24 protein-coding genes are annotated in these 24654 nt (G+C 68.4%); 15 read left to right on the top strand and 9 right to left on the bottom strand.

Annotation, left to right across the window (positions count from 1 at the left end; genetic code table 11):
* Positions 1-52: 52 nt before the first annotated feature.
* Positions 53-1318, top strand: a complete 1266-nt coding sequence (locus ACZYW1_RS17615) for an MFS transporter (RefSeq protein WP_463787878.1) — start codon at positions 53-55, stop codon at positions 1316-1318.
* A 98-nt stretch (positions 1319-1416) separates the two neighbouring features.
* Here ACZYW1_RS17615 and dapD read toward each other — a convergent pair whose 3' ends face one another.
* Entirely contained in the window at positions 1417-2370 is a 954-nt protein-coding gene (dapD, locus tag ACZYW1_RS17620) for a 2,3,4,5-tetrahydropyridine-2,6-dicarboxylate N-succinyltransferase (protein ID WP_463787467.1), read from the bottom strand.
* Positions 2371-2395: 25 nt separating this feature from the next.
* Here dapD and dapE point away from each other — a divergent pair, with 25 nt between their 5' ends.
* Positions 2396-3469 carry a succinyl-diaminopimelate desuccinylase gene (gene dapE / locus ACZYW1_RS17625; RefSeq protein ID WP_463787468.1) on the top strand — a complete coding sequence of 358 codons (1074 nt, stop codon included), beginning with the start codon at positions 2396-2398 and terminating at the stop codon, positions 3467-3469.
* A gap of 749 nt (positions 3470-4218) precedes the next feature.
* Here the strand turns inward: dapE and ACZYW1_RS17630 are convergent.
* Entirely contained in the window at positions 4219-6306 is a 2088-nt protein-coding gene (locus ACZYW1_RS17630) for an AAA family ATPase (RefSeq protein WP_463787469.1), read from the bottom strand.
* An 84-nt stretch (positions 6307-6390) separates the two neighbouring features.
* Between ACZYW1_RS17630 and ACZYW1_RS17635 the strand changes: the two genes are divergently transcribed.
* From ACZYW1_RS17635 to ACZYW1_RS17665, 7 genes are all read left to right on the top strand, one after another.
* Positions 6391-6954: an LOG family protein gene (locus ACZYW1_RS17635; protein ID WP_463787470.1), complete on the top strand. Its 564-nt coding sequence runs from the start codon at positions 6391-6393 to the stop codon at positions 6952-6954.
* An 88-nt stretch (positions 6955-7042) separates the two neighbouring features.
* Positions 7043-8791, top strand: coding sequence for a long-chain-acyl-CoA synthetase FadD6 (gene fadD6 / locus ACZYW1_RS17640; RefSeq protein ID WP_463787879.1), 1749 nt, complete (start codon positions 7043-7045; stop codon positions 8789-8791).
* A gap of 100 nt (positions 8792-8891) precedes the next feature.
* Positions 8892-9716 carry a dihydropteroate synthase gene (gene folP, locus ACZYW1_RS17645; RefSeq protein ID WP_463787880.1) on the top strand — a complete coding sequence of 275 codons (825 nt, stop codon included), beginning with the start codon at positions 8892-8894 and terminating at the stop codon, positions 9714-9716.
* Positions 9713-10732: a glucosyl-3-phosphoglycerate synthase gene (locus tag ACZYW1_RS17650; RefSeq protein ID WP_463787471.1), complete on the top strand. Its 1020-nt coding sequence runs from the start codon at positions 9713-9715 to the stop codon at positions 10730-10732. Before folP ends, ACZYW1_RS17650 begins: the two co-directional genes overlap by 4 nt.
* 127 nt (positions 10733-10859) lie before the next feature.
* Entirely contained in the window at positions 10860-11201 is a 342-nt protein-coding gene (locus tag ACZYW1_RS17655; RefSeq protein WP_463787472.1) for a DivIVA domain-containing protein, read from the top strand.
* On the top strand, positions 11188-11772 hold the full coding sequence (locus tag ACZYW1_RS17660; protein WP_463787473.1) for a DNA-3-methyladenine glycosylase I: 585 nt from the start codon (positions 11188-11190) through the stop codon (positions 11770-11772). Before ACZYW1_RS17655 ends, ACZYW1_RS17660 begins: the two co-directional genes overlap by 14 nt.
* A gap of 103 nt (positions 11773-11875) precedes the next feature.
* Positions 11876-12043, top strand: coding sequence for a DUF3117 domain-containing protein (locus ACZYW1_RS17665; protein WP_003406247.1), 168 nt, complete (start codon positions 11876-11878; stop codon positions 12041-12043).
* A 34-nt stretch (positions 12044-12077) separates the two neighbouring features.
* On the opposite strand, the gene glgA is transcribed toward ACZYW1_RS17665, so the two are convergent.
* Positions 12078-13241 carry a glycogen synthase gene (gene glgA / locus ACZYW1_RS17670; protein ID WP_463787474.1) on the bottom strand — a complete coding sequence of 388 codons (1164 nt, stop codon included), beginning with the start codon at positions 13239-13241 and terminating at the stop codon, positions 12078-12080.
* Between the two features lie 167 nt (positions 13242-13408).
* Here glgA and glgC point away from each other — a divergent pair, with 167 nt between their 5' ends.
* Positions 13409-14623: a glucose-1-phosphate adenylyltransferase gene (gene glgC, locus ACZYW1_RS17675; protein WP_463787475.1), complete on the top strand. Its 1215-nt coding sequence runs from the start codon at positions 13409-13411 to the stop codon at positions 14621-14623.
* Between the two features lie 12 nt (positions 14624-14635).
* On the opposite strand, the gene ACZYW1_RS17680 is transcribed toward glgC, so the two are convergent.
* The 4 genes from ACZYW1_RS17680 to ACZYW1_RS17695 are packed head-to-tail and all read right to left on the bottom strand — an operon-like array spanning position 14636 to position 18488.
* Positions 14636-15310, bottom strand: a complete 675-nt coding sequence (locus tag ACZYW1_RS17680) for a methyltransferase family protein (RefSeq protein ID WP_463787476.1) — start codon at positions 15308-15310, stop codon at positions 14636-14638.
* A gap of 10 nt (positions 15311-15320) precedes the next feature.
* On the bottom strand, positions 15321-16958 hold the full coding sequence (locus ACZYW1_RS17685) for an ABC transporter permease (protein WP_463787477.1): 1638 nt from the start codon (positions 16956-16958) through the stop codon (positions 15321-15323).
* Positions 16955-17860, bottom strand: a complete 906-nt coding sequence (locus tag ACZYW1_RS17690; protein ID WP_463787479.1) for an ABC transporter ATP-binding protein — start codon at positions 17858-17860, stop codon at positions 16955-16957. The genes ACZYW1_RS17685 and ACZYW1_RS17690 overlap by 4 nt, the downstream gene beginning before the upstream one ends.
* Entirely contained in the window at positions 17847-18488 is a 642-nt protein-coding gene (locus ACZYW1_RS17695; RefSeq protein WP_463787480.1) for a TetR/AcrR family transcriptional regulator, read from the bottom strand. The genes ACZYW1_RS17690 and ACZYW1_RS17695 overlap by 14 nt, the downstream gene beginning before the upstream one ends.
* A 108-nt stretch (positions 18489-18596) precedes the next feature.
* Between ACZYW1_RS17695 and ACZYW1_RS17700 the strand changes: the two genes are divergently transcribed.
* Positions 18597-19286 (top strand): type 1 glutamine amidotransferase domain-containing protein, encoded by a 690-nt coding sequence (locus ACZYW1_RS17700; protein ID WP_463787481.1) that lies wholly within the window; start codon positions 18597-18599, stop codon positions 19284-19286.
* 3 nt (positions 19287-19289) lie between these two features.
* Here the strand turns inward: ACZYW1_RS17700 and ACZYW1_RS17705 are convergent, their stop codons facing one another.
* Positions 19290-19946 carry an O-methyltransferase gene (locus tag ACZYW1_RS17705; protein ID WP_463787482.1) on the bottom strand — a complete coding sequence of 219 codons (657 nt, stop codon included), beginning with the start codon at positions 19944-19946 and terminating at the stop codon, positions 19290-19292.
* Positions 19947-20145: 199 nt separating this feature from the next.
* Here ACZYW1_RS17705 and sigE point away from each other — a divergent pair, with 199 nt between their 5' ends.
* The 4 genes from sigE to tatB all read left to right on the top strand — a co-directional run bounded on the left by sigE (position 20146) and on the right by tatB (position 23483).
* Entirely contained in the window at positions 20146-20907 is a 762-nt protein-coding gene (sigE, locus tag ACZYW1_RS17710) for an RNA polymerase sigma factor SigE (protein WP_463787483.1), read from the top strand.
* Between the two features lie 106 nt (positions 20908-21013).
* Complete coding sequence (gene rseA, locus ACZYW1_RS17715; RefSeq protein WP_463787881.1) at positions 21014-21487, top strand: anti-sigma E factor RseA; 474 nt, start codon at positions 21014-21016, stop codon at positions 21485-21487.
* Positions 21488-21570: 83 nt separating this feature from the next.
* Complete coding sequence (gene htrA, locus ACZYW1_RS17720; RefSeq protein ID WP_463787485.1) at positions 21571-23073, top strand: serine protease HtrA; 1503 nt, start codon at positions 21571-21573, stop codon at positions 23071-23073.
* Positions 23073-23483, top strand: a complete 411-nt coding sequence (tatB, locus tag ACZYW1_RS17725; protein WP_463787486.1) for a Sec-independent protein translocase protein TatB — start codon at positions 23073-23075, stop codon at positions 23481-23483. The genes htrA and tatB overlap by 1 nt, the downstream gene beginning before the upstream one ends.
* 2 nt (positions 23484-23485) lie before the next feature.
* Here the strand turns inward: tatB and ACZYW1_RS17730 are convergent, their stop codons facing one another.
* Positions 23486-24616: an Mrp/NBP35 family ATP-binding protein gene (locus ACZYW1_RS17730; protein ID WP_463787487.1), complete on the bottom strand. Its 1131-nt coding sequence runs from the start codon at positions 24614-24616 to the stop codon at positions 23486-23488.
* Positions 24617-24654: the final 38 nt, after the last annotated feature.

Consider the following 24654-nt stretch of genomic DNA (forward strand, 5'->3'; position numbering starts at 1 on the left):
GCACCCAGCCGCCGAGACCACGATGATCGCGGACGCGCCTGCCGCGACGCCGATGAGTCGCGTTGCCGCCGCGTGTCTCGTCGGCTCGGCCATCGAGTTCTACGACTTCCTCATCTACGGCACGGCGGCGGCGCTGGTGTTTCCCACCGTCTTCTTCCCGCAGCTGAGCCCGACGGTCGCGACGATCGCCTCGATGGGCACCTTCGCCAGCGCTTTCCTGTCCCGGCCCATCGGCGGAGCCACGTTCGGCTACCTCGGCGACCGGTTAGGTCGCAAGAAGTCCCTGATCGCCACCCTGCTGATCATGGCGGTCGCGACGGTCAGCGTCGGTCTGGTTCCCAGCACTGCCAGCATCGGCGTCGCAGCGCCGGTCCTCCTGGTCGTGCTGCGGTTGGTGCAGGGATTTGCCGCCGGCGGTGAGTGGGCCGGGTCCGCGCTGCTGAGTGTCGAGTACGCACCCGAGGGCAAGCGCGGCCGGTACGGCATGTTCACCCTGCTCGGCGGTGGTGTCGCGGCGATCCTGACCAGCCTGACGTTTCTGGGTGTCAGTGTCAGCATCGGCGAGAGCAGCCTGGCGTTCATGCGTTGGGGGTGGCGGATACCGTTCCTGCTCAGTTCGGTCCTGGTCGGAATCGCGCTCTATGTGCGGCTGAGAATCGACGAGACACCGGTGTTCGCCGAAGAAGAGGCGCACCGGCAGGTGCCGAAGGCCCCGATCACAGAGTTGCTGCGACGCCAGCGGCGCGAGACGGTCCTGGCCGGCGGCAGCATCCTGAGCGGGATGAGTTCGGTCTACATGGCGCACACCTACCTGCCGCATTTCGCCCACTCCCACTTCGGCTACAGCCGCAGCTTCATCTGGACCGTCGGCGCGCTCGGCGGGCTGGCGAGCATCACGGTGGTGACGATCTCGGCCGTGTTGAGCGACCGGGTGGGCCGACGTCGAATGATGATGCTGGGTTGGGCGGGTTGCGCGCTGTGGGCGGTGGTCGTGGTTCCGTTGATCGACACCGGCACACCGCTCTGCTACGCGATCGCGGTGGTCGGGATGCTGGCGATCGCCGCGATCGGATCCGGGCCCACGGGTGCGTTCATTCCCGAGCTCTTCGCCACCCGCTACCGCTACAGCGGGTCGGCTCTGGCGATCAACCTCGCCGGCATCTTCGGTGCCGCGCTGCCGCCGCTGATCGCCGGAACAGTGCAGGCGGCCTACGGGACCTGGGCCGTCGGCGCCATGCTCGGTGGTCTCGCGCTGGCCAGCCTCGGATGCACGTTTCTACTTCCCGAGACCAGGGGAACCGCGCTCCGCTCAGCCTGAGCGCACGAGCGGCGGCCCAGTTGGTATCAGCAGGTCAGTGAGTGTGCGCGCGCTACGGCGTCAAGCCGACCGTGATGCCCCGGCAGGTGTTCGCCTGATCAGTTGGCGTGCAGGTCCTCGTTCAACGCGATACCGCGGCCGTCGCGCTCGACGACCTCCACCGCGCCGCTCAACGAGTTGCGCCGGAACAGCAGGTTGCTGCCACCGGCCAGCTCGCGCGCTTTGATCGAATTGCCATCCGGCAGAACCACTTTCGTGCCCGCGGTGACGTAGAGACCGGCTTCGACGACGCAGTCGTCGCCCAGCGGGATGCCCAGCCCGGAGTTCGCGCCGAGCAGGCAGTGCTTGCCGAGCGAAATCACCTCGGTGCCGCCGCCGGACAGCGTTCCCATGATCGACGCTCCGCCGCCGACGTCGGAACCGTCGCCGACCACGACGCCCGCCGAGATGCGGCCCTCGACCATCGAGGTGCCCAGCGTGCCCGCGTTGAAGTTGACGAAGCCCTCGTGCATCACCGTCGTGCCGGCGGCCAGGTGCGCGCCGAGGCGCACCCGGTCGGCGTCGGCGATGCGCACCCCGCTCGGCACGACGTAGTCGACCATCCGCGGGAACTTGTCCACGCCGTAGACCGCGACCGGTCCGCGGCGGCGCAACCGGGCCCTCGTCAACTCGAAACCGTCGACGGCACACGGGCCGTGGCTGGTCCACACCACGTTGGTCAGCACCCCGAACAAGCCGTCGGCGTTGAGCCCGTGCGGGGCGACCAGGCGGTGGGAGAGCAGATGCAGTCGCAGATAGCCGTCGTAGGCGTCGACGGCCTTGTCGTCCAGCGAACCGATCACGGTGCGAACCACCACGATTTCGACGTCGCGTTCCTCGTCGCGGCCGGCCAGCACGGCCAGGTCGTCGGGCACCTCGGCCACCGACAACCGGGTGGTGCCGGTTTCGCCGCCGGCGATCAGTTCCGGTGCGGGGAACCAGGTGTCGAGAACCGATCCGTTGGCGGCCAGCGTCGCCAGTCCAATACCCGAAGCTGCAGTCACGGGCTTCACGCTACCGACCCACTACGCTGGCAGCGTGCTGGACCTCCGCGGTGACCCGATCGAGCTGACGGCCGCTCTGGTCGACATTCCCAGCGAGTCGCGGCACGAAGAACGCATCGCCGACGAGGTCGAGGCGGCATTGCGGGCGCAGACGCCCCGCGCTCTGGGCTTCGAAGTGGTCCGCAACGGCAACGCGGTGCTGGCCCGCACCACCCTGGGCCTGCCGAGCCGGGTGTTGCTGGCCGGCCACCTGGACACCGTGCCCGCGGCCGGCAACCTGCCCAGCCGCCGCGACGCAGAGTCGCTGCACGGCTGCGGCACCAGCGACATGAAGGCCGGCGACGCGGTCTTCCTGCATCTGGCCGCGACCGTCACCGCGCCCACCCACGACCTGACCCTGGTCTTCTACGACTGCGAGGAAATCGAGGCCGGCGCAAACGGTTTGGGCCGCATCGAACGCGAGCTGCCGGACTGGCTGACCGCCGACGTGGCGATCCTCGGCGAGCCCACCGGCGGCTACATCGAAGCGGGTTGCCAGGGGACTCTGCGAGTTGTCATCCAGGCCAACGGGATCCGGGCACACTCCGCGCGATCCTGGTTGGGCGACAACGCGATCCACAAGCTGGGTGCGGTGCTCGATCGGCTTGCGGCCTACCAGGCCCGCAGCGTCGACATCGACGGATGTGTGTACCGCGAAGGGCTTTCGGCGGTGCGCATCGACGGCGGGGTGGCCGGCAACGTGATCCCCGACGCTGCATCGGTCACGGTGAACTTCCGGTTCGCGCCCGATCGGTCGGCCGAGGCCGCCCTGCGGCACGTCCACGAGGTGTTCGACGGCCTCGACGTGCGGATCGAGCAGACCGACGCGGCCGCCGGCGCACTGCCCGGTCTGTCCGCGCCCGCGGCCAGGGCCCTCGTCGACGCGGCCGGTGGGCAGGTGCGAGCGAAATACGGTTGGACCGACGTGTCGCGCTTCGCCGCTCGCGGAGTGGCCGCGGTCAACTACGGACCCGGCGACCCCAACCTGGCGCACACCCGCGAGGAGCTGGTTCCGGTGCACCGGATCACCGACGCGGTGACCATGTTGCGGGCCTACCTGAGCAGCTAGCGGCCGCCGGCTGTCACCAGAACGGCGGCACCGGAGGTGGCGGTCCCCACGGGCCGGGTCCCGGGCCGGGAGGCCCCCACGGACCCGGCGGACCCCACGGGCCGGGCGGTCCCCAGCCCGGTCCGGGACCAGGTCCCCATCCGGCGGGTCCGGGGCCAGGTGGGCCCCACGGTCCGGGGCCGGGACCCCAGCCACCGGGTCCGGGGCCGGGACCCCCAGGCCCTGGGCCGGGACCCCAGCCACCGGGATGGGCGGGTTGCAGTCCGGCCGGCGCGGAATGGGCCCCTCCGTTCGAGGCTGCGGGCGCGGCGTTCGCTGCCGGCGCGGCCCCTGACAGCAGTGCGCCCGCGACTGCTCCGGCACTGGTGAGGCCGACCGCAAAGCGACGGGCTGATGCCAATGACATAGACATCGTGAGTGCTCCTTCATCAATGAGACGTCGATGTCCATTACGTTATTCATTGACGCTTGGCAAAAGATTAATGGCGGCGAAATATTGACTGAGAATCACAATTAATTTACGCCCCCACGAAGGACTCAGCATAAAAGCATTCTCCCTGATCTACCGATCAGACGACCGCACATTGAGCCGTAAGTCCAGCTTGCTCGCATATACTGATGTCAGGATTTGCGCAATTACGTAAATCATTATGCACGTCACTCAGTACTGTCCAGTAAATGGATCGCCGCGCCGTGTCTTCAGTCGGCAGCAAATGGAACATGCCGGAGCAAGTCCGGAGTGCGCGCGCTCATACCCGCTTCGCCTGGGCCGTGGCGTCGGCCGCCGCCGGATGCAGTCCGCGGTCGGCCAGGTCGGCCGCGACGTCGGTCAGCCCGGCGGCGTCGCCGGTGGCCAGCGCGCGGGCGTGCGCCAGCGTCAGTCGTCCCAGCACACAGTCCACCTCGCCAGCCAGACGACCGGCCCGTTGCGCGGCCCGCACGTCGCCGAGTCGCGCGCAGTCCTGCACTGCGCGCAGGGCGATCGCGGACTGACCACCGCGCTCGGCGGTCTGCACCGCTTCCCGGGCGGCCTCGATGGCGCCGGTGGTGTCGCCGTGGGCTGACTTCGACCACGCCTTCGCCAACGCCAACTCCGGCGCGAACAAGGCCGATTTCAGCCCGTGCAGCGACTCGGCCCGACTGAACGCCTTTGCGGCATGCAGTTGTTCACCCTGCTGGCCCAGCGCCTGGGCCAGCAGCATCAGCGACAGCGGGCCCCACGAGTAGCCGGTGCGGGCCAGCGGGTCGGCCGCGCGACTGAGCAGTGTCACGGCGGTGTCGAAGTCGCCCTGCGCGATCGCGACATAGCCGACCAGCGTCTCGCCGATCGCCCGGCCGGGCTGCTGCAGTTCGGCGAAGTCGGTGTAGCGCTGGGCCAGGCTGCGGGCGTCGGTCAGCCGGCCGGCCAGCACCAGGGCGGTGATCCGGCCGAAGCCGCTGGTGAACCGCAGCAGACCGGGATGGTCGGCGTCCGTCGCGCGCCGGGCCAGCGTCTCGACGTCGGCGAACTTTCCGGTGCGGGCCGAGCTCAGGGCCGCCGCCGAAGCGGCCCACCCCACCGCCACTCCGTCGGCGTGCGGCGAGGCCAGCACCTCCTCGGCGATGCGCAGCGTCCGCAGCGGCGTGCCGGCGTTCATGGCGAAGGTGGCGGTCAGCGCGTCGAGGGTGGCCTGGCCGCCCGGCGACGGGACCCGGCTGCGGGTGGTCTGGAGAAACGCGGTGGCCTGCGCGGGTTCGCCGAGCATCCAGAACTGGTTGGCCGCCCGAGGCAGCGCCCACGCCATCAGCTCGGGCGGCGACAGCCGGTCGGGGTCCACGGCGGCCAGCGCCGCGTCGGCCTCCCGGCCGCGGCCCTGCCAGGCCAGCGCGTATCCCAGCGCCAGCCGGGCCGAGAGCTCGTCGCGACGATCCAGCGCGGCGCGGGCCAGCCGTTCGGCGAAGGTGAGCTCGCCGAATCGCAGCGCCAACTGCGCCGCGCTGGCCAGGTCGTCACCGGGCGCATCGCCGTCGACGGCGAGCGCCGCGAGCCGCAGCCGGTCGCCGACGTGCCCGTCGCGGTCGTCGGCGAGTTGCCCGAGCAGCGCCATGCGCAGCGCCCGTGCGGTGTCCGGCGCCTGCGCCGCCCCCGCCCGGAGCGCGTAGAGCGGGTGAGCCGCGTAGACCAACGCGTTGTCGTCGACGGTCACCGCGTCGGCGCTCTCGGCCTGCTCGACGGAGTCGTCGCCGGCCAGCGCCGTCAGGTCGGCGCGCCGTAGCGGCTCGGTCAGCGCCAGGTAATCCAGCGCCGTCCGGGCGGCCGGCGGCAGCCCGGCCAGGTACTCGTCGACCCGGGCCGGCAGGTCGGCGGTCGCAGTGCCGTCCGATGGCGCGGTGACTTCGACCTTGGCCAGCAGGCCGTCGTCCCACAGCGCGGAGACGGCGTCGGGCAGCTCGCCGCCGGACCGGACCGTGACGATGAGGCGCGCCGCGCCGCTCAGTGCCAGCTGGTAGATCAGGGTGGCCGACATCCGGTCCAGGAGGTGGGCGTGGTCGACGACGAACAATTCCTGGCCGGTGAGCCGATCCTGGGCGGCCCGCAACAGCTCGGCCGGCCGTGACTCATCGCCCATCTGCGCGTCGGCCAGCAGCGCGCGGAACGCGCCGAAGGGGATGACACTCTCGGTCGCGGTCCCCACCACCCAGTAGGCGTCCGGGGCGGCCGCGCCGCGGGCCAACCGCGTCTTGCCGACGCCGTCGGGCCCGACGATCGCCACGCCGCGACGCCCGGGATCGTTCAGAGCGGCTGCGACCTCGCGCAGCACGGCGTCCTGCGGCGCGGCAATCCAGGCACTCGGCACCGCCGGATTTTATGGCGCACGCACCGGACGGCATGCGGTTAGGCCCAAATGCGCTCGGCGGCAACGGGGGTCTACGTTGCGTGTGTGTCCCGCGACCCCGGTGCAGCCCAGCCATGGGCGGTCTGTGTCTACTGCGCGTCCGGCCCGACCGACCCCGAGCTGCTGGCGCTGGCCGCCGCACTCGGCGAGGCGATCGCCGACCGCGGTTGGACCCTGGTCTGGGGCGGCGGCAACGTCTCGGCGATGGGCGCGTTGGCCACCGCGGCCCGCGCCCGCGGCGGCCGGACGGTCGGGGTCATTCCCAAGATGCTGGTGAGCCGCGAGGTCGCCGACCACGACGCCGACGAGCTGATCGTCACCGACACCATGCGCGAGCGCAAACAGATCATGGAAGACCGCTCCGACGCGTTCATCACGTTGCCGGGCGGCATCGGCACGCTCGAAGAGTTCTTCGAAGCCTGGACGGGCGGTTATCTCGGCATGCACGACAAGCCGGTGGTGATGCTGGATCCCGGCGGACACTTCAACGGACTGCGCGCCTGGTTGGCCGGGCTCGTCGACACCGGATACGTCTCTCATACTGCGATGGACCGGCTGGTGATCGTCGACGAGGTAGGCGCAGCGCTGGCGGCCTGCCGCGGCGATTAGGCTGACCGCGACCTGCAGGTGCGCGAAATGAGGGTGGACCGTGTCCGACAACAAATCCGGTACTGACACATCTGGTCCTGGCACGTCGATCGGGCTGCTGGACATCGCGTCGCGAGCGCCTGCCGTGTTGGCAGATCTCCCGGTGATCGCCCGCGGCATGCTCACGCTGGTCCGGGCGCAGCCGAACTTCAAGGTCTCGATCGGCAAGGTCTTCCAGGACCGCGCCGAACGCTACGGCGACCGGATCTTCATCCGGTTCGGCGACGAACAGCTGACCTACCGCGACGCCAATGCCACCGCCAACCGGTACGCGGCCGTGCTGGCCGCCCGCGGTGTCGGCCGCGGCGACGTCGTCGGGATCATGCTGCGCAACTCACCCAACGCGGTGCTGATGATGCTGGCGGCGGTCAAGTGTGGCGCGGTCGCCGGGATGCTCAACTACCACCAGCGCGGTGACGTGCTATCGCACAGCATCGGCTTGCTGGAAGCGAAGGCTCTGGTCATCGAATCCGACTTCGTCGACGCGGTGGACGAGTGCGGCGCCGCGACCATCGCCCCGACGACCATCGAGGAGATGGAACGGCTGTCGGCCACCGCGCCGACCAGCAACCCGCCGTCGGCATCGGCGGTCCTGGCCAAGGACACCGCGTTCTACATCTTCACCTCGGGCACCACCGGCCACCCGAAGGCCAGCGTGATGACCCACAAGCGGTGGCTGTCGGCGCTGGCGATATTCGGTGGGCTGGGGCTGCGGCTGAAGAGCTCCGACACGCTCTACAGCTGCCTGCCGCTCTACCACAACAACGCGCTGACGGTCGCCGTCGGATCGGTGATCAACTCCGGGGCGACGCTGGCGCTGGGCAAGTCATTCTCCGCGTCGCGATTCTGGGACGAAGTGATCGCCAGCAAGGCAACGGCTTTCATCTACATCGGCGAGATCTGCCGGTATCTGCTGAACCAGCCCGAGAAGGCGACCGATCGGACCCACAAGGTGCGGCTGATCGCCGGCAACGGACTGCGCCCGGAGATCTGGGACGAGTTCACCAAGCGGTTCAACATCGGCCGGGTCTGCGAGTTCTACGCGGCCAGTGAGGGAAACACCGCCTTCATCAACGTGTTCAACGTGCCGCGATCAGCGGGCTGGGCGGCGCTGCCGGTCGCATATGTCGCCTACGACGCCGATACCGGCGAACCGCAGCGCGGCGACGACGGCTGGGTGCAGAAGGTGCCCGCCGGGGAACCCGGCCTGCTGCTCAGCCCGGTCAGCAAGCTGCAACCGTTCGACGGCTACACCGACAAGAAGGCCAGCGAGAAGAAGCTGGTACGCGACGCGTTTCGCAAGGGCGACTGCTACTTCAACACCGGCGACGTGATGAGCCCGCAAGGCATGGGCCACGCCGCCTTCGTCGACCGGCTCGGTGACACCTTCCGCTGGAAAGGCGAGAACGTCGCCACCACTCAGGTCGAGCGTGCGCTGAGCTCCGACAAGTCGGTCGAGGAGTGCACGGTGTTCGGCGTCGAGGTGCCGCGCACCGGCGGTCGCGCGGGAATGGCAGCGGTCAAGCTGCGCGAGGGCGGCGATTTCGACGGCAAGTCGCTCGCCCAGACCGTCTACCAGAAGTTGCCGGCGTACGCGCTGCCGCTGTTCGTCCGCCTGGTCGAATCGATGGAGCACACCACTACGTTCAAGAGCCGCAAGGTGGACCTGCGCGAGCAGGCCTACAGCACCGACATCGAAGACCCGCTGTACGTGCTGGCCGGGCGCGACGAGGGCTATGTGCCGTTCTACGACGACTATCCCGAAGAAGTGGCGAACGGTAGCCGCCCGCAGGGCTGACATCGAACCTCAAACCCGGCATGCCGCCGACACCAGGCACCATGGACTCGTGCAGTCCACTCTGTGCGGTCGCCCGGTGAGCGACGAGCGCGCCTTGATCATGGCGATCGTCAACCGCACCCCGGACTCGTTCTACGACCGCGGCGCGAATTTCGCCGACGACGCCGCACAGGCCGCCGTACACCGCCTGATCGCCGAGGGCGCCGACGTGATCGATGTGGGCGGTGTCAAAGCCGGTCCGGGGGAGCGCATCGACGCGGACGCCGAGATCGCCCGGGTGGTGCCGTTCATCGAATGGTTGCGCGCCGCCTACCCCGACCAGTTGATCAGCATTGACACCTGGCGCTCGGAGGTGGCGCGGCTGGCCTGCCGGGCCGGCGCGGACCTGATCAACGACAGCTGGGGCGGCTATGATCCCGCGATGCCCGAGGTAGCGGCCGAATTCGGCGCCGGCCTGGTGTGCTCACACACCGGCGGCGCCCGGCCGCGCACCCGCCCATTCCGGGTCAGCTACGGGACCACCGTCCGCGGCGTCGTCGACGACGTGATCGGCGAAGTCACCGCGGCCGCCGAGCGCGCCGTCGCCGCCGGTGTGGCCCGCGACCGTGTTCTGCTCGACCCGACGCACGACTTCGGCAAGAACACTTTTCACGGGTTGGCGCTGTTGCGGCACATGGAAGATCTTGTTAACACCGGGTGGCCGATTTTGATGGCGTTGAGCAACAAAGATTTCGTCGGGGAGACTCTTGGGGTGGACCTGACCGAACGGCTGGAGGGAACGCTGGCCGCCACCGCGCTGGCGGCCGCGTCGGGGGCCAGAATGTTCCGGGTGCACGAGGTCGGGCCGACCCGACGGGTGTTGGAGATGGTGGCGTCGATCCAGGGGCAACGCCCGCCGGCGCGCACGGTGAGAGGACTGGCATGACGGCATCTGAGCTGGTCGATCTCGCCGCCGAGGGGGCTCTGGCCGCCTCGCCGGGCGACGTCTGGCTGGCCGACCGGAGCTGGACCCGGCCGCGGTGGACGGTCGACGAGCTGGAAGCGGCCAAAGCCGGCCGGACCATCTCGGTGGTGTTGCCCGCGCTGAACGAGGAAGACACCGTCGAATCGGTGATCGAGAGCATCTCGCCGCTGGTCGGCGGGTTGGTCGACGAGCTGATCGTGCTCGACTCCGGATCCACCGACGACACCGAGATCCGGGCTATCGCCGCCGGTGCCCGCGTGGTCACCCGCGAGCAGGCCCTGCCCGAGATCGCGCCGCGCCCGGGCAAAGGCGAGGTGCTGTGGCGTTCACTGGCGGCCACCAGCGGCGACTTCGTGGTGTTCGTCGACTCCGATCTAATCGAGCCCCACCCGATGTTTGTTCCGCGGCTGCTCGGCCCGCTGCTCACCGAGGATGGCATTCACCTCGTCAAGAGCTTTTACCGGCGGCCGCTGAACGCGCACGACGCCAGCGGCCGCGAGGGCGCCACCGGTGGTGGGCGGGTCACCGAGTTGGTGGCCAGGCCGCTGCTGGCGGCGCTGCGACCCGAACTGGGCTGTGTCCTGCAACCGCTGGGCGGCGAATACGCGGCGTCCCGCGAGCTGCTGACCTCGGTCCCGTTCGCGCCGGGCTACGGCGTCGAGATCGGCCTGCTGGTCGACACCTACGACCGGCTGGGCCTGGATGCGATCGCCCAGGTCAACCTCGGCGTGCGGGCACACCGCAACCGGCCGCTGGCCGAGCTGGGCCCGATGAGCCGGCAGGTGGTCGCGACCTTGCTGTCGCGGTGCGGAATCCCCGACTCCGGCGTGGGACTGACGCAGTTCTTCGTCGACGGCCCGGACGGGATGGATTTCACCCCGCGGTATTCGACCGTGTCGCTGGCCGACAGGCCGCCGATGAAGACCGTGGCGACCGCCAGCGCGGCGAAGCCGGGCGCAGCGGGTCGCCACCGTTAGGCCCGTGGCGACCGCCAGCGCGGTGAAGCCGGGCGCTGCGAATCGCCACCATCAGGCCCGTGCGGTCGGGCCGCGCCACTGACAGGCTCGGGTTCTCACGTCGGACCGATAGGGCAATATCGACGCCGTGGCGTTGGTGTTGCTCTACGTGGTGGTCCTGATCCTGGTGGCGATCGTGCTGTTCGGGGTCGCGACGCTGCTCTTCGGCCGGGGTGAGCCGCTGCCACCGCTGCCTCGTGGGACGACGCCGACCGTGCTGCCGGCCTCCGGCGTGACCCGCGGCGACGTCGACGCCGTCAAGTTCACCCAGACCCTGCGCGGATACAAGACCAGCGAGGTGGACTGGGTGCTGGACCGGCTCGGCCAGGAGCTCGACCTGCTGCGCGGTCAGCTGTCGTCGGTGCACGCCGCCGCCGCCAACGAGGAATCGCTCGACCAGGCCGAGGACGAACCCGATGACGACGTCTGACGACGGGCTGGTCCGCTGCGACTGGGCGATCGGCAAGCCCGGCAGCGCCGATTTCGAGCTCTACCGCGACTACCACGACCAAGAGTGGGGCCAGCCGTTGCACGGTCAGGTCCCGCTGTTCGAGCGGATGAGCCTAGAGGCCTTCCAGAGCGGCCTGTCCTGGCTGATCATCCTGCGGAAACGGGCAAATTTCCGGAAGGCGTTCGCCGGGTTCACCCCCGCGAAGGTCGCCCGCTTCACCGATGCCGACGTCGCCCGGCTGATGGCCGACGAGGGCATCGTTCGCAACCGGGCGAAGATCGAGGCGACCATCGCCAACGCGCGGGCCGTCGCGGACCTCGACATCGACCTGTCGGAGTTGCTGTGGTCGTTCGCCCCGGCCCGCCGGGCGCGGCCCGCGACACTGGCCGACGTGCCCGCCGTAACGCCGGAATCCACCGCCATGGCACGCGAATTGAAGCGCCGCGGCTTCCGCTTCGTCGGCCCTACGACGGCCTACGCGCTGATGCAAGCGACCGGGATGGTCGACGATCACCTGCAGGCGTGCTGGGTGTCTTCCCCCGCCGGGTGAAACGCCGAGCCGGAGGTCATGTGCACCTATTCGCGCGGATAGGGAACAATGGTCTGGTGAATGTGCAGTTGACGGGCCAGCTCGAATCTGGAGGGAGCGCTCGATGGCGGCGATGAAGCCCCGGACCGGTGACGGTCCACTGGAAGCGACGAAGGAGGGGCGCGGCATCGTGATGCGGGTACCGCTGGAAGGCGGTGGCCGACTCGTTGTCGAGCTGACACCCGACGAAGCCGCCGCATTGGGCGACGAACTCAAAGGCGTCACCAGCTAGATCCCGCCGCATCACCTGCACGCGACGCCGGGCGTCACCCGCACACCTTCTGGTAGATCTCCAGCGTCTGTTGCGCGATCTGCGCCCAGGAAAACTCCGCGATGCAGCGCTGGCGTCCCGCCTGGCCATAGCGCGCCGCCCGCTCCGGATCGGCAACCACCGCGTTGACGCCCGCGGCGAGCCGGGCCTGGTACCCCGCCGCATCGTCCGGGTCGTAGTGCACCAGCGAGCCGGTCACCCCGTCGTTCACCACCTCCGGTATGCCGCCGACGTCCGATGCGACCACCGCGGTGCCGCAGGCCATCGCCTCCAGGTTCACGATGCCCAGTGGCTCGTACACCGACGGGCAGACGAAGGCCGTTGCTGCCGACAGTATTTCGCGGATCTTGCCGATCGGCAGCATTTCCCTGACCCAGAACACCCCGGTGCGAGCAGCGGCCAGCTCGGCGACCCCGGCGCTGACTTCCGCTGCGATCTCCGGGGTGTCGGGCGCCCCGGCGCACAACACCAGCTGCACGTCAGGCGCGAAATCGTGAGCCGCCGCCAGCAGGTGGGACACGCCCTTCTGCCGGGTGATCCGGCCGACGAACGCGACGATCGGCCGGTCGAGGTCCACGCCGAGCTCGGCAAGCACCGACTCGCCGGCCACCGGCGGCGTCGGGTACCAGACGTCGGTGTCGATTCCGTTGCGTACGACATGAACTCGGCCTGGGTCGACGCCTGGGTAGACCCGCAGCACGTCGTCGCGCATGCCCGAACTGACCGCGATCACCGCGTCGGCGGCGTTCACCGCGGTCTCTTCGACCCACGACGAGATCCGATAGCCGCCGCCGAGCTGCTCGGCCTTCCATGGGCGCAGCGGCTCCAGCGAATGGGCGGTCAGCACGTGCGGGACACCGTGCAACAGCGACGCCAGATGCCCGGCCATCCCGGCGTACCAGGTGTGGCTGTGCACCACGCTCGCGTCCACGGCGGCGCCGGCCATCACCAGATCCGACGACAGGGTGGACAGCGCCGGATTGGCTCCACGCAACTGGGTGTCGGGTTGGTATGCGAACGCCCCGGGCCGTGGCGCGCCCATGCAGTGCACGTCGACCTGGCAGAGGTTGCGGAGTTGCGCGACGAGCTCGGTCACGTGGACTCCGGCGCCGCCGTAGACTTCCGGCGGGTACTCCCGAGTCATCATCGCCACTCGCATACCCGGCACCGTAGTAGTCACCGACGACGAGCGCAGGGGCCGACCCCTTGTCAGAATGTGACCGGCGTCTCTTTGTGGAGGTCGAAATTTGTTGATGGACAGTCCCGCAGCGTGGGTATCCCTGGTTTGATCTGGCAGGGGTTAGCAACGGCCGTTAGGTTTGATGCATGAGGGAAGCACCGCATGTGCTGGGCATTGTCCTGGCCGGGGGTGAGGGCAAACGGCTGTACCCCTTGACCGCCGACCGCGCCAAACCCGCGGTGCCCTTCGGCGGCGCATACCGGCTGATCGACTTCGTGCTGTCGAATCTGGTGAACGCCCGCTATTTGCGGATCTGCGTTCTTACGCAGTACAAGTCGCATTCACTCGACCGCCACATCTCGCAGAATTGGCGGCTGTCGGGCTTGGCCGGCGAGTACATCACCCCGGTTCCGGCTCAGCAGCGGCTCGGCCCGCGCTGGTTCACCGGCTCGGCGGACGCGATCTACCAGTCGATGAACCTGATCTACGACGAGGATCCGGACTACATCGTGGTTTTCGGCGCCGACCACGTCTACCGGATGGACCCCGAGCAGATGTTGCGCTTTCACGTCGAGAGCGGAGCCGGGGCCACGGTGGCCGGTATCCGGGTGCCGCGCGCGGAGGCCAGCGCCTTCGGCTGCATCGACGCCGACGAGTCCGGCCGGATTCGCAACTTCGTCGAGAAGCCGGTCGACCCGCCGGGAACGCCCGACGACCCGGAAGCGACCTTCGTGTCGATGGGCAATTACATCTTCACCACCAAGGTTCTGATCGACGCGATCCGAGCCGATGCCGACGAGGACAACTCCGACCACGACATGGGTGGCGACATCATCCCGCGGCTGGTGTCCGACGGGATGGCCGCGGTCTACGACTTCAACGACAACGACGTGCCGGGCGCCACCGAGCGCGACCGCGGTTACTGGCGCGACGTCGGGACGCTGGACGCGTTCTACGACGCGCACATGGACCTGGTCTCGGTGCACCCGGTCTTCAACCTCTACAACAAGCGCTGGCCGATCCTCGGCGCGTCGGAGAACCTGCCGCCGGCCAAGTTCGTCAACGGCGGTTCGGCCCAGGAGTCGGTGGTGGGGGCGGGCAGCATCATCTCGGCTGCCTCCGTGCGCAATTCGGTGCTGTCGTCCAACGTCGTGATCGACGACGGGGCGATCGTCGAGGGCGCCGTGATCATGCCGGGCGCACGGGTCGGCCGCGGCGCAGTGGTGCGGCACGCGATCCTCGACAAGAACGTCGTCATCGGACCCGGCGAGATGGTCGGGGTGGACCTGGAGAAAGATCGCGAGCGTTTCGCGATCAGCGCCGGCGGCGTGGTCGCGGTGGGCAAGGGCATCTGGATCTAGCGTCGGCCGTCGTCACCACACGTACGGCACCAACCGGTAACGCACCTCTCGGGTGTATTCGCGGTAGCCGGTGAGCTCGCGCGTCAGCAGGTCCTCTTCGTCGCGGATGCGCAGCACCAGCACCAGCAGCCCGGGGACCAGGAGCAGGAAATCCCAGTACGTGCCGAGCGCCAGCGGGATGCCGAGCATCAGCACCACATTGCCGGTGTACATCGGATGACGGACCAGCCCGTACAGTCCGGTCGACACCAGAGTCTGCCCGGCCTCGACGGTGACATTGGCTGCGGCGTAACCGTTTTGAACGATGACCAGCATCGCCACGCCGAGCCCGACCGCGACCAGCACGTCGCCGAGCACGCACAGCGGCATCGGCATCGACGACCAGCCGTACCGGTGATCGAGACCCCCCACCACGAACGAGACCGGAAACGCAATGAAGATCACCGTGATGAGAATCCGCTGCAGGGGCCGGGTTTCGGCGGTCGGACCGACCTGCATCCGCCGCTCGAGGGCCGCGGGGTTGGTGCGGCTCAGGTAGACGGTGGGGATCCAGGTGGCCAGCGCGAAGACTGCGAGAAACGCCCAACCCTGCCAGTAGTGCGTGGTCCCGGCCGGTACGAACAGCATCAGCCCGAACGCGATCACACCCAGGACTGCTGAGAGTGCCCCTTTGCCAATGGTTTTCATGACAGCCTCCTTACGTCTGCACGTCCCGGCGGCGGAAGGCCGCTAGACCCAGCGCGATCAGCGCGGCGTCGATTGTGAGCAGAGCAAGCAGGGGCGCGGCTGTGAACGTCTCACCACCGACCAGCGGCACGTGGGCGAACGGCTCGAGGTCGAGCACCCACTGCGGAAAGCCGGACAACTCACCGATCAGGTAGAGCGCGACGAATACGACCAGCACCCCCCACGCCACCGGGCTGAACCGCGGTGCCAGCCCGAACAGCACGACGGTCACCGCGGCGGGCAGCCACACCGCCGGCACCTGAACCAGCGCGGTGCCCACCACCATCGGGAGCTTGCCGCCGACGTCGTGTGCGGCGATCCCGTAGGTCAGCCCGGCGACCCCGCCGGCGATCACGATCGCCGCGGCCGATCCGAGCAGCGCGAGCGCCAGATGACCTGTCAGCCAATGACTTCGGCTCACCGATCCGCTCAGCAGCGTCTCGGCCCGCTGGCCGGCCTCTTCCTGGTGCAACCGCAGGATGAGTGAGATGGCGAACGCGGCGGCCATCATGCCGAGCATGCTGAATGCGGCGGCGACGAACGCCTGCTCGACGACTTTGGAGCCGCCCATCCGGACGACGATGTCGCGCGCGGTGTCGCCACCGAGCTCATCGCCGATACCGTGCACGATGCTGCCGATCAGCGCGCCGTACAGACACAGGCCCACCGTCCACAGCAGCAGGGCGCCGCGGTCCAGCCGCCAAGCCAGCCCGAAAGCGCTGCGCAGCATCGCCGTAGCGGCGGAAGGGCCCGGGCGTTCGGCGATCAGCCCCGCGCCGACGTCACGGCGCGCGAGCAGCCGGTAGGCCAGCGCGGTCAGCAGCGCCGCCGTCGCCAGATGCAGCAGCAGCACCCACCACCGGTCGCCGGCGTAGGGACGGACCTGAAGCGACCAGCCCAGCGGCGAGAGCCACGACAACACCGCCGACCCGGCGTCACCGGCGGCGCGCAACGTGAACGCGGTTGCCAGCACCGCGAATGCAGCGCCGCGACCGAACCGTGCGCTCGTCGACAACTGCGCGGTTACCGCGGCGACCGCGGTGAACACCAGGCCGGAGCAGGCCAGCGCGGCACCGAAGGCCAGCGAACCCTGCGGGGGGACGCTGGTGCCCAGTAGGCCGGCCGACCCGATCAGGCCGGTGAGCAGCGATGCCCCGAACGACAGCAGCAGAGCCGCGGTCAGGCTGGCGTAGCGGCCGACGGCGGTCGAGTCGATCAACTCGGCGCGACCGGTTTCCTCGTCGGCCCGGGTGTGGCGGATGACGGTCAGGATCACCGCCACACCGATCAGCACGTGGAACATGCCCGCTTTCCAGATGCCGGTCGCACCCAGGCTGTCGTTGTAGATGTTTCCGTACAACGCCCGCTGCGCCGGGCTGGCCATGATCGTCGCGGCGAAGCCGGCGCGGGCCGCCTGGTCGGGGTAGACCTTCTCGATGCCGCCGATGTAGACCGTTGCCAACGGTGTCGACAGCAGGAGTACCCAGAGCGGCAACACAATTCGGTCGCGGCGCAGATAGAGCCGGAGCATGCCGAGGGTCCCGGTGAATGCCGACGTGTGCGAAGGCGCTTCGTGCACCCCCGGGCGGTCCATCACGGCGGTGCTCATGACCGTGCCAATTCGCGTTGACCGTCAGCGCCGTAATGCCGCATGAAGAGTTCCTCGAGCGTCGGCGGCTGACTGACCAGGCTGCGCACCCCGGTGTCGCCGAGTACCCGGATCAGTTCGCCGAGGCCTTCGCTGTCGACCTGTGCGTGCAGCGTGGTCCCCTGGTAGCTGACGTCCTCGACACCGCGGATGCGGGTGAGGTCGCCGGGGTCGCGCAGCAGGTCGGCGGTGATGGTTGTCCGGCTCAGGTGCCGCATCGACTCCAGGGTTCCGCTCTCGACGGTCTTGCCGGCGCGGATGATGGTCACCCGCTGGCACAGCCGCTCGGTTTCCGCGAGGATGTGGCTGGACAGCAGAACGGTGGTGCCGCGATCACGTGCCTCGGTGACGCACTGCTGGAAGATGTTCTCCATCAACGGGTCCAGGCCACTGCTCGGCTCATCGAGCAGGAGGAGACGCGCCCGCGACGAGAAGGCCGAGATCAGCGAGACCTTCTGCCGGTTGCCCTTGGAGTACGTTCGGGCCTTCTTGGTCGGATCGAGTTCGAAACGCTCGATCAGCTCGGCGCGCCGCGTCTCGTCGATGCCGCCGCGCATGCGGGCCAGCAGGTCGATGGTCTCGCCGCCGGTCAGGTTCGGCCACAGTGTGACATCGCCTGGCACGTAGGCGATCTGGCGGTGCAGTTCGACCGCGTCGGACCAGGGATCGCCGCCGAGCAGGCGGGCCGTCCCGCTGTCGGCCTTCACCACGCCGAGCAGAACCCGGATCGTCGTCGACTTCCCGGCTCCATTGGGGCCGAGGAAACCGTGCACCTCGCCCTCGTGCACCGTCAACTCCAGACCGTCGAGCGCTCGGGCCTTGCCGAACGTCTTTCGCAGGTCGTGAATCTCAATGGGATTCATCGTGTTCTCCTTCCGCTTGGGCCAGAAATGCGTCGTACATGTGGCTGTCGGTCATCAGTCCATCGGTGTACAGCTCGAGTGCGGGCAGCACCATGTCGTCGGCGTAGTCACGCAACACCGCCCGCAGATCCGTTGGGGTCTCGTGCATCTGGATGTACAACAGGAATCCACCGCCGCCGGTGATCCCCAGGTATTTCGCCCGGGCGGCCGGGTCGCGGCTGGGCTTCAGGATGCCGTTCTTCACACCCTCGTCCAGGTAACTCTCGGTGTTGTCGATCATGTTGCGCCACAACGTCTTCGCCAGATCGCCACCGGACTGCATGCTGCGCACCAGATACGCCATCAGCGGCGCGTACTCCTCGATCTCGGCCATCGCAGCGAACCAGGTCGCCGGGTCGCTGGAGTTCATCGCCTCCGACTTACCGGTGCGGATCTCCTCGGCGACGTAGTCGTCGCAGGCCTTGCGCAGGCCGTCCTTGGACCCGAAATGATGAATCACCAGCCCGGCGCTCACGCCGGCCGTCTCGGCGATGGAGCGCAGCCCGACGGCGAAGCCCTCGTCGCCGAACCGTTCGATCGCCGCGTCGCGGATCCGGGCCACGGCGGTGAGATCTTCGGCTGAACGCATGTTCAAGACACTAAACACTCGTTCAGTCGAGCGTCAAGAGGTGGCCGGTCACAAGTTCGTCGCCGCAGGTGGTTGGCAAATCGGGCGGTCAGGAGAAACCTTTGACGAATGACCAAGCGGATCTTGAACGTCGTCAGCAACGTCTCGCATTACGACGACCCGTCCGAGCCGACGGGACTGTGGCTCTCCGAGCTGAGCCACGCCTACGAGGTCTTCGCCAAGGCCGGCTACCAGCAGACCATCGTCAGCCCCAAGGGTGGTCGTTCACCGCTGGAGCCGCGGTCGGTGAAGTTCCCGAACTACAACCGAAGCGCCAAGAAGTGGAAGTCCAACGACCGCAAGATGATGCTGCTGCACCGCACGGCCGCGCCGGAGGCAGTCAACGCGGAGGAGTTCGACGCGATCTACTTCACCGGCGGCCATGCGGTGATGTTCGACTTCCCCGACAGCGAAGGCCTGCAACGCATTACCCGCGAAATCTACGAAGGCGGCGGTGTGGTGTCCTCGGTCTGTCACGGCTACTGCGGGCTCCTCAACACCACGCTCTCGAATGGATCGCACTTGGTCGCCGGGAAAAAGCTCACCGGGTTCGCCTGGTCGGAGGAAGTGCTGGCCAGGGTCAACAAGCTGGTGCCCTACAACGCCGAAGAGGAGATGAAGAAGCGTGGCGCGCACTACGGCAAGGGTCTGATTCCGTTTGCCCCGCACGTCGTCGTCGACGGGAGGCTGGTCACCGGCCAGAACCCCGGCTCGGCCAAAGCGACCGCCAAAAAGGTGGTCGCCGTGCTGGAGAGCTGACCGTCAGTCCCGAACGGCGGCCAGCAGGCCGTCGCCGAGCGGCACCAGGGCCGGGGTGAGCAACTCGTTCTCGGCGATCAGCCGGGCGGCCTCGCGGACCGCCGCCACCTGGGCGTCGTTCGCGGCCGGGTCACCGGCTCGTCCACCCGCCGCCGCGCCATGCACCACGATCACGCCTCCCGAGCGCAGCAACCGCACGCCCTCGACCACGTAGTCGGGCTGGTCCAGCGGGTCGGCGTCGACGAAGACCAGGTCGTAGGAGTCGTCAGCCAGCCGGGTCAGGACCTCCTGGGCCCGGCCACCGATCAGTCGGGTCCGCGACGGGCCGATGCCCGCATCCGAGAACGCCTCCTTGGCGATCCGCTGATGCTCCGGCTCGATGTCAATCGTGGTCAGCACGCCGTCGTCGCGCATCCCGGACAACAGCCACAGGCTGCTCACCCCGGCACCCGTGCCGACCTCGACGACGGCCTTTCCGCCGCTGAGCTTCGTCAGCAGGCTGAGCAGCGCTCCGACGGCCGGTGTGACCGCGCCGGCCCCGATGTCGGCGGCGCGCTCACGGGCCGCCAGCAGCACACTGTCTTCGGAGATCGAGCCCTCGGCATGCGCCGAAAGCGACTCGGCCCGACTCGTCCCGGGTGTGCGGTCGGTCGTGGCCATGGCGTGAGCGTAAGTCCAACCCTCGACCCCGGTGGTCAGGCGCGCCCGATTCCCGGCCGGCGACACGCATGAGCGATCGCCGTGATCGAAACGTGATGTGACCGATAAGACCAGCGCAACGGTGGTATCGGCGCCGTTCTCAGTGAAAGCTCAGTGCGGTCATATACCGCACATACGCCGATAGACGACGGTATCTCCCATGGAGCGTGGTGGCCGCTGGTCTGGGAATACATCCCGTTTTTTTCGCGTTGCGCGCGGGTATGAACTGTCCAACATCGATGGCAGTCTGAACCCCGAGGATGTCGACATAACCACCCTGATGAGTCCGTCCAGCATGTCGCACCGTGAGCAGTACCGCGACGCTGACTGGGTCGAGCCCGCTGACGAGCCGTACGGCACCGCGGTGTTCGACGCGACCGGCGACAAGACGGCCATGCCGTCGTGGGACGAATTGGTCCGCCAGCACGCCGACCGGGTGTACCGGCTGGCTTATCGCCTGTCCGGCAACCAGCACGACGCCGAGGATCTGACCCAGGAGACGTTCATCCGGGTGTTCCGCTCGGTGCAGAACTACCAGCCCGGCACGTTCGAGGGCTGGCTGCACCGCATCACCACCAACCTGTTCCTGGACATGGTGCGTCGCCGCGGCCGGGTCCGGATGGAATCGCTGCCCGAGGACTACGACCGGGTGCCGGCCAACGACCCGAACCCCGAAGAGATCTACCACGACGCCCACCTCGGACCTGACCTGCAGGCTGCGCTGGATTCGCTGCCGCCGGAGTTCCGGGCCGCCGTGGTCCTGTGCGACATCGAGGGGCTGTCCTACGAGGAAATCGGCGCCACGCTGGGGGTCAAGCTCGGCACCGTGCGCAGCCGCATCCATCGTGGACGGCAGGCGCTGCGGGACTATCTTGCAACGCATGCGGACCAAACCGCTGCGGTCGACGGCGGCAGAGGCTAGAAAACACGCTGCCTGATCGGCTGTTCATTGGTGTTCGGTATCCGGTCGGCGCGCTACATTCGACGTAGTGCCGCGACACCTGACGCGATACCGAGAGGAGCTGGTGATGGTCGAGCGGGGACATGTGTTCCGCCGAGCCTTCTCCTGGTTGCCCTCGCAATTTGCTTCGCAGAGCGATGCGCCGGTGGGCGCGCCGCGGCAATTCGGCTCCACCGAGCACCTCTCGATCGAGGCCATTTCGGCGTTCGTCGACGGGGAATTGCGAATGAACGCTCATCTGCGCGCCGCGCACCACATCTCGCTGTGCCCGGAGTGCGCCGCCGAGGTGGACGGCCACCGTCGGGCCCGCGCGGCGCTGCGCGACTCCCATCCGATCAGGATCCCCAGCACGCTGCTCGGTTTGTTGTCGCAGATTCCGCACTGCCCGCCGGAGGACGAGCCGGACGCCCCGCCCAGCGGTCAGTGGCGCGACACTGCGGCGCGGCGACACGGTGACCCGCCCCCGGAACGCCGCCGACCGGAGACGATGCGTGACCGATTCACCGACGGCAGCAGGCGCGATCGCCCAGAGCCTCGGTAGAGTGGTTAGCAGTTTGGCCAAGCCGGTGCGCGGCGCCGTGCTCGAATCCATAGCGCTTGCCTGGGCGCTCGGAAGAGGATGACGTGACCTCTGATCAAGACAACAACGGCGCCCCTCGGCTGGCGCCGCGTCCCGTGTCCCGGCCGCCGGTCGACGCGGCGACGGGTCAGGCCTTCGGCCGTCCCGACGGAGTGCGGGGCTCGTTCGTCGCCGAGCGGGTTCGCCCGACGAAGTTCCGCGACGCCGGCGACTTCACGCCGCAGACCGCGCCGGCCGATCCGGTTCTGACCGAGGCCTTCGGGCGACCCTTCCCCGGTGGGGACTCGCTGCAGCGGCATCCGGCCGATGCGGGCGCACTCGACGCCGGCAAGGCGAGTGACGAACTCGAAGATCCCGAGGACCCATGGCGCGACCCGGGCGCTGCCGCCGCACTCGGTGAGCCGGCGATCAACCCGTCCGGCGCATCCGGCGGTGAAGCGGTTCGCGATGTGCTCGGGGTGCGCGATGTGCTGTTCGGCGGACGGGTGTCCTACGTCGCGCTCGCGGTGCTCGCCGTGCTGGCCCTGCTGATCGGTCTGGTCGGCGGTGTGGTCGGACGCAAGACCGCGGAGGTCGTCGAAGCCTTCACCACGTCGAAGGTGACGCTGTCGACCAACGGCAACAGTGAGGCTCCGGCCGGCAGGTTCGCCAAAGTGGCTGCCGCGGTGGCAGATTCGGTGGTGACGATCCAGTCGGTGTCCGACCAGGAAGGCATGCAGGGGTCGGGCTTCGTGGTCGACGGCCGCGGTTACATTGTCACCAACAACCACGTCATCTCCGAGGCGGCCAACAACCCGAGTCAGTTCAAGACCACAGTGGTGTTCAACGACGGCAAGGAAGTTCCCGCTCACCTGGTGGGCCGCGACCCCAAGACCGACCTGGCTGTGCTGAAGGTCGACAACGTCAACAATCTCTCGGTCGCCAAGCTCGGCGACTCCGACAAGGTTCGCGTCGGCGACGAGGTGCTGGCCGCCGGCGCCCCGCTCGGCCTGCGCAGCACCGTCACGCACGGCATCATCAGCGCGCTGCACCGCCCGATTCCGTTGTCGGGGGAGGGTTCTGACACCGACACCGTGATCGACGCGGTCCAGACCGATGCCTCGATCAACCACGGAAACTCCGGTGGTCCGCTGATCAACATGGACTCTCAGGTCATCGGCATCAACACCGCCGGCAAGTCGCTGTCCGACAGCGCCAGCGGCCTAGGCTTCGCGATCCCGGTCAACGAGGCGAAAGTCGTTGCGCAGACGCTGATCAAGGACGGCAAGATCGTCCACCCGACGCTGGGGCTGAGCGCCCGGTCGGTGAGCAACGCCGTCGCACAGGGCGCGCAGGTCGCCAACGTCAAAGCAGGCGGCCCCGCCGAGAAGGGCGACGTCAAGGAGAACGACGTGGTGGTCAAGGTCGGCAACCGCGGCGTGGCCGACGCCGACGAGTTCGTGGTCGCGGTGCGGCAGTTGACCGTTGGACAGCCCGCCCCGATCGAGGTGGTCCGCGACGGCCGCCACGTCACGCTCACTGTGACCCCGGGGCCGGACGGCGGCTAATGTTCGCCAACGTCGGCTGGGGTGAGATCCTGGTCCTCATCGTCGTCGGCTTGGTCGTCCTGGGGCCCGAGCGTTTGCCCGGTGCCATCCGGTGGACGACGACGGCGCTGCGGCAGGCGCGCGACTACCTGAGTGGGATGACCACCCAACTCCGCGAGGACATGGGTCCGGAGTTCGACAACCTGCGCGAGCCGCTCTCAGAGTTGCAGAAGCTGCGTGGCATGACGCCGCGGGCGGCGCTCACCAAGCATTTGTTCGACGGGGACGATTCGCTGTTCACCGCCTTCGAACAGCAGATCGGTAGCGCACCGGAAGTACCCACACCGAATGGGCCTGTGGTGCAACCGATCACCGCGCATCAGGCGAAGCCCGCTACGGGTCCGGCGCCGTTCGATACCGACGCCACCTGAGCTCAGCGCCGGCTGGTGTCCAGTCCCAGTGACATACCGGCCAACCCGCGACGCCGCGCCGACAGCGCGTCCGCGACCTTGCCCAGTTCTTTGCCGACGGGCGAATCGGGTGCACTGAGCACCACCGGCAACCCGGCGTCCCCGGCGGCGACCAGCGCGGGGTCCAACGGGATCTGCCCGAGCAGCGGCACATCGACACCCATTGTGCGGGAAAGTCTTTCGGCGACCTGAGCACCGCCGCCCGCGCCGAACACCTGCATCGTCGAACCGTCCGGCAGCAGCAGCCCGGACATGTTCTCCACCACGCCGATGACGCGCTGCTTGGTCTGCAGCGCAATGCTGCCGGCCCGCTCGGCGACTTCGGCCGCCGCGAGTTGTGGTGTTGTGACAACGATGATTTCGGCGTTGGGAATCAACTGTGCGACCGAGATCGCGATGTCGCCGGTGCCCGGTGGCAGGTCGAGCAGCAATACGTCGAGGTCGCCCCAATAGACGTCAGCCAAGAATTGTTGCAGCGCCCGGTGCAGCATCGGCCCGCGCCACACAACCGGGGTGTTCTCCTGGGTGAATTGGGCGATCGAGATGACTTTGACCTCGTGCGCGATCGGCGGCAGGATCATCGACTCGACCTGGGTGGGCCGGTCGGTGGTGCCCATCATGCGCGGGATCGAGTGGCCGTGGATGTCGGCGTCGAGCAGGCCGACCGCGATGCCGCGCGCGGCCATCGACGCCGCCAGGTTGACCGTCACCGTCGACTTGCCAACGCCGCCCTTACCGGAGGCGATGGCGTACACCCGGGTCAGCGACCCGGGCTGGGCGAACGGAATGACCGGCTCGCGGGAGTCGCCGCGCAACTGCTTGCGCAGCTCGGTGCGCTGCTCGTCGTTCATCACGTCGAGGCTGACCCGGACCGAGCCGGTCCCCGGGACGTCGGCGACGGCCTGGCGCACCCGGTCGGTGATCTCGCTCTTCTTCGGGCATGCCGCGGTGGTCAGGTAGACCTCGACGTGCACGTCACCGTTGGGGTCGATCTCGATACTTTTGACCATCCCGAGTTCGGTGATAGGCCGGCGCAGTTCGGGATCGATCACCTTGGCCAGCGCGGCACGAATGTTCGCAGTCGGATCAGACATCACGGTTGAGTCTAGTGCTGCGACGATGCAGGCGGATA

It is taken from the genome of Mycobacterium sp. IDUB_36 (assembly GCF_055419225.1).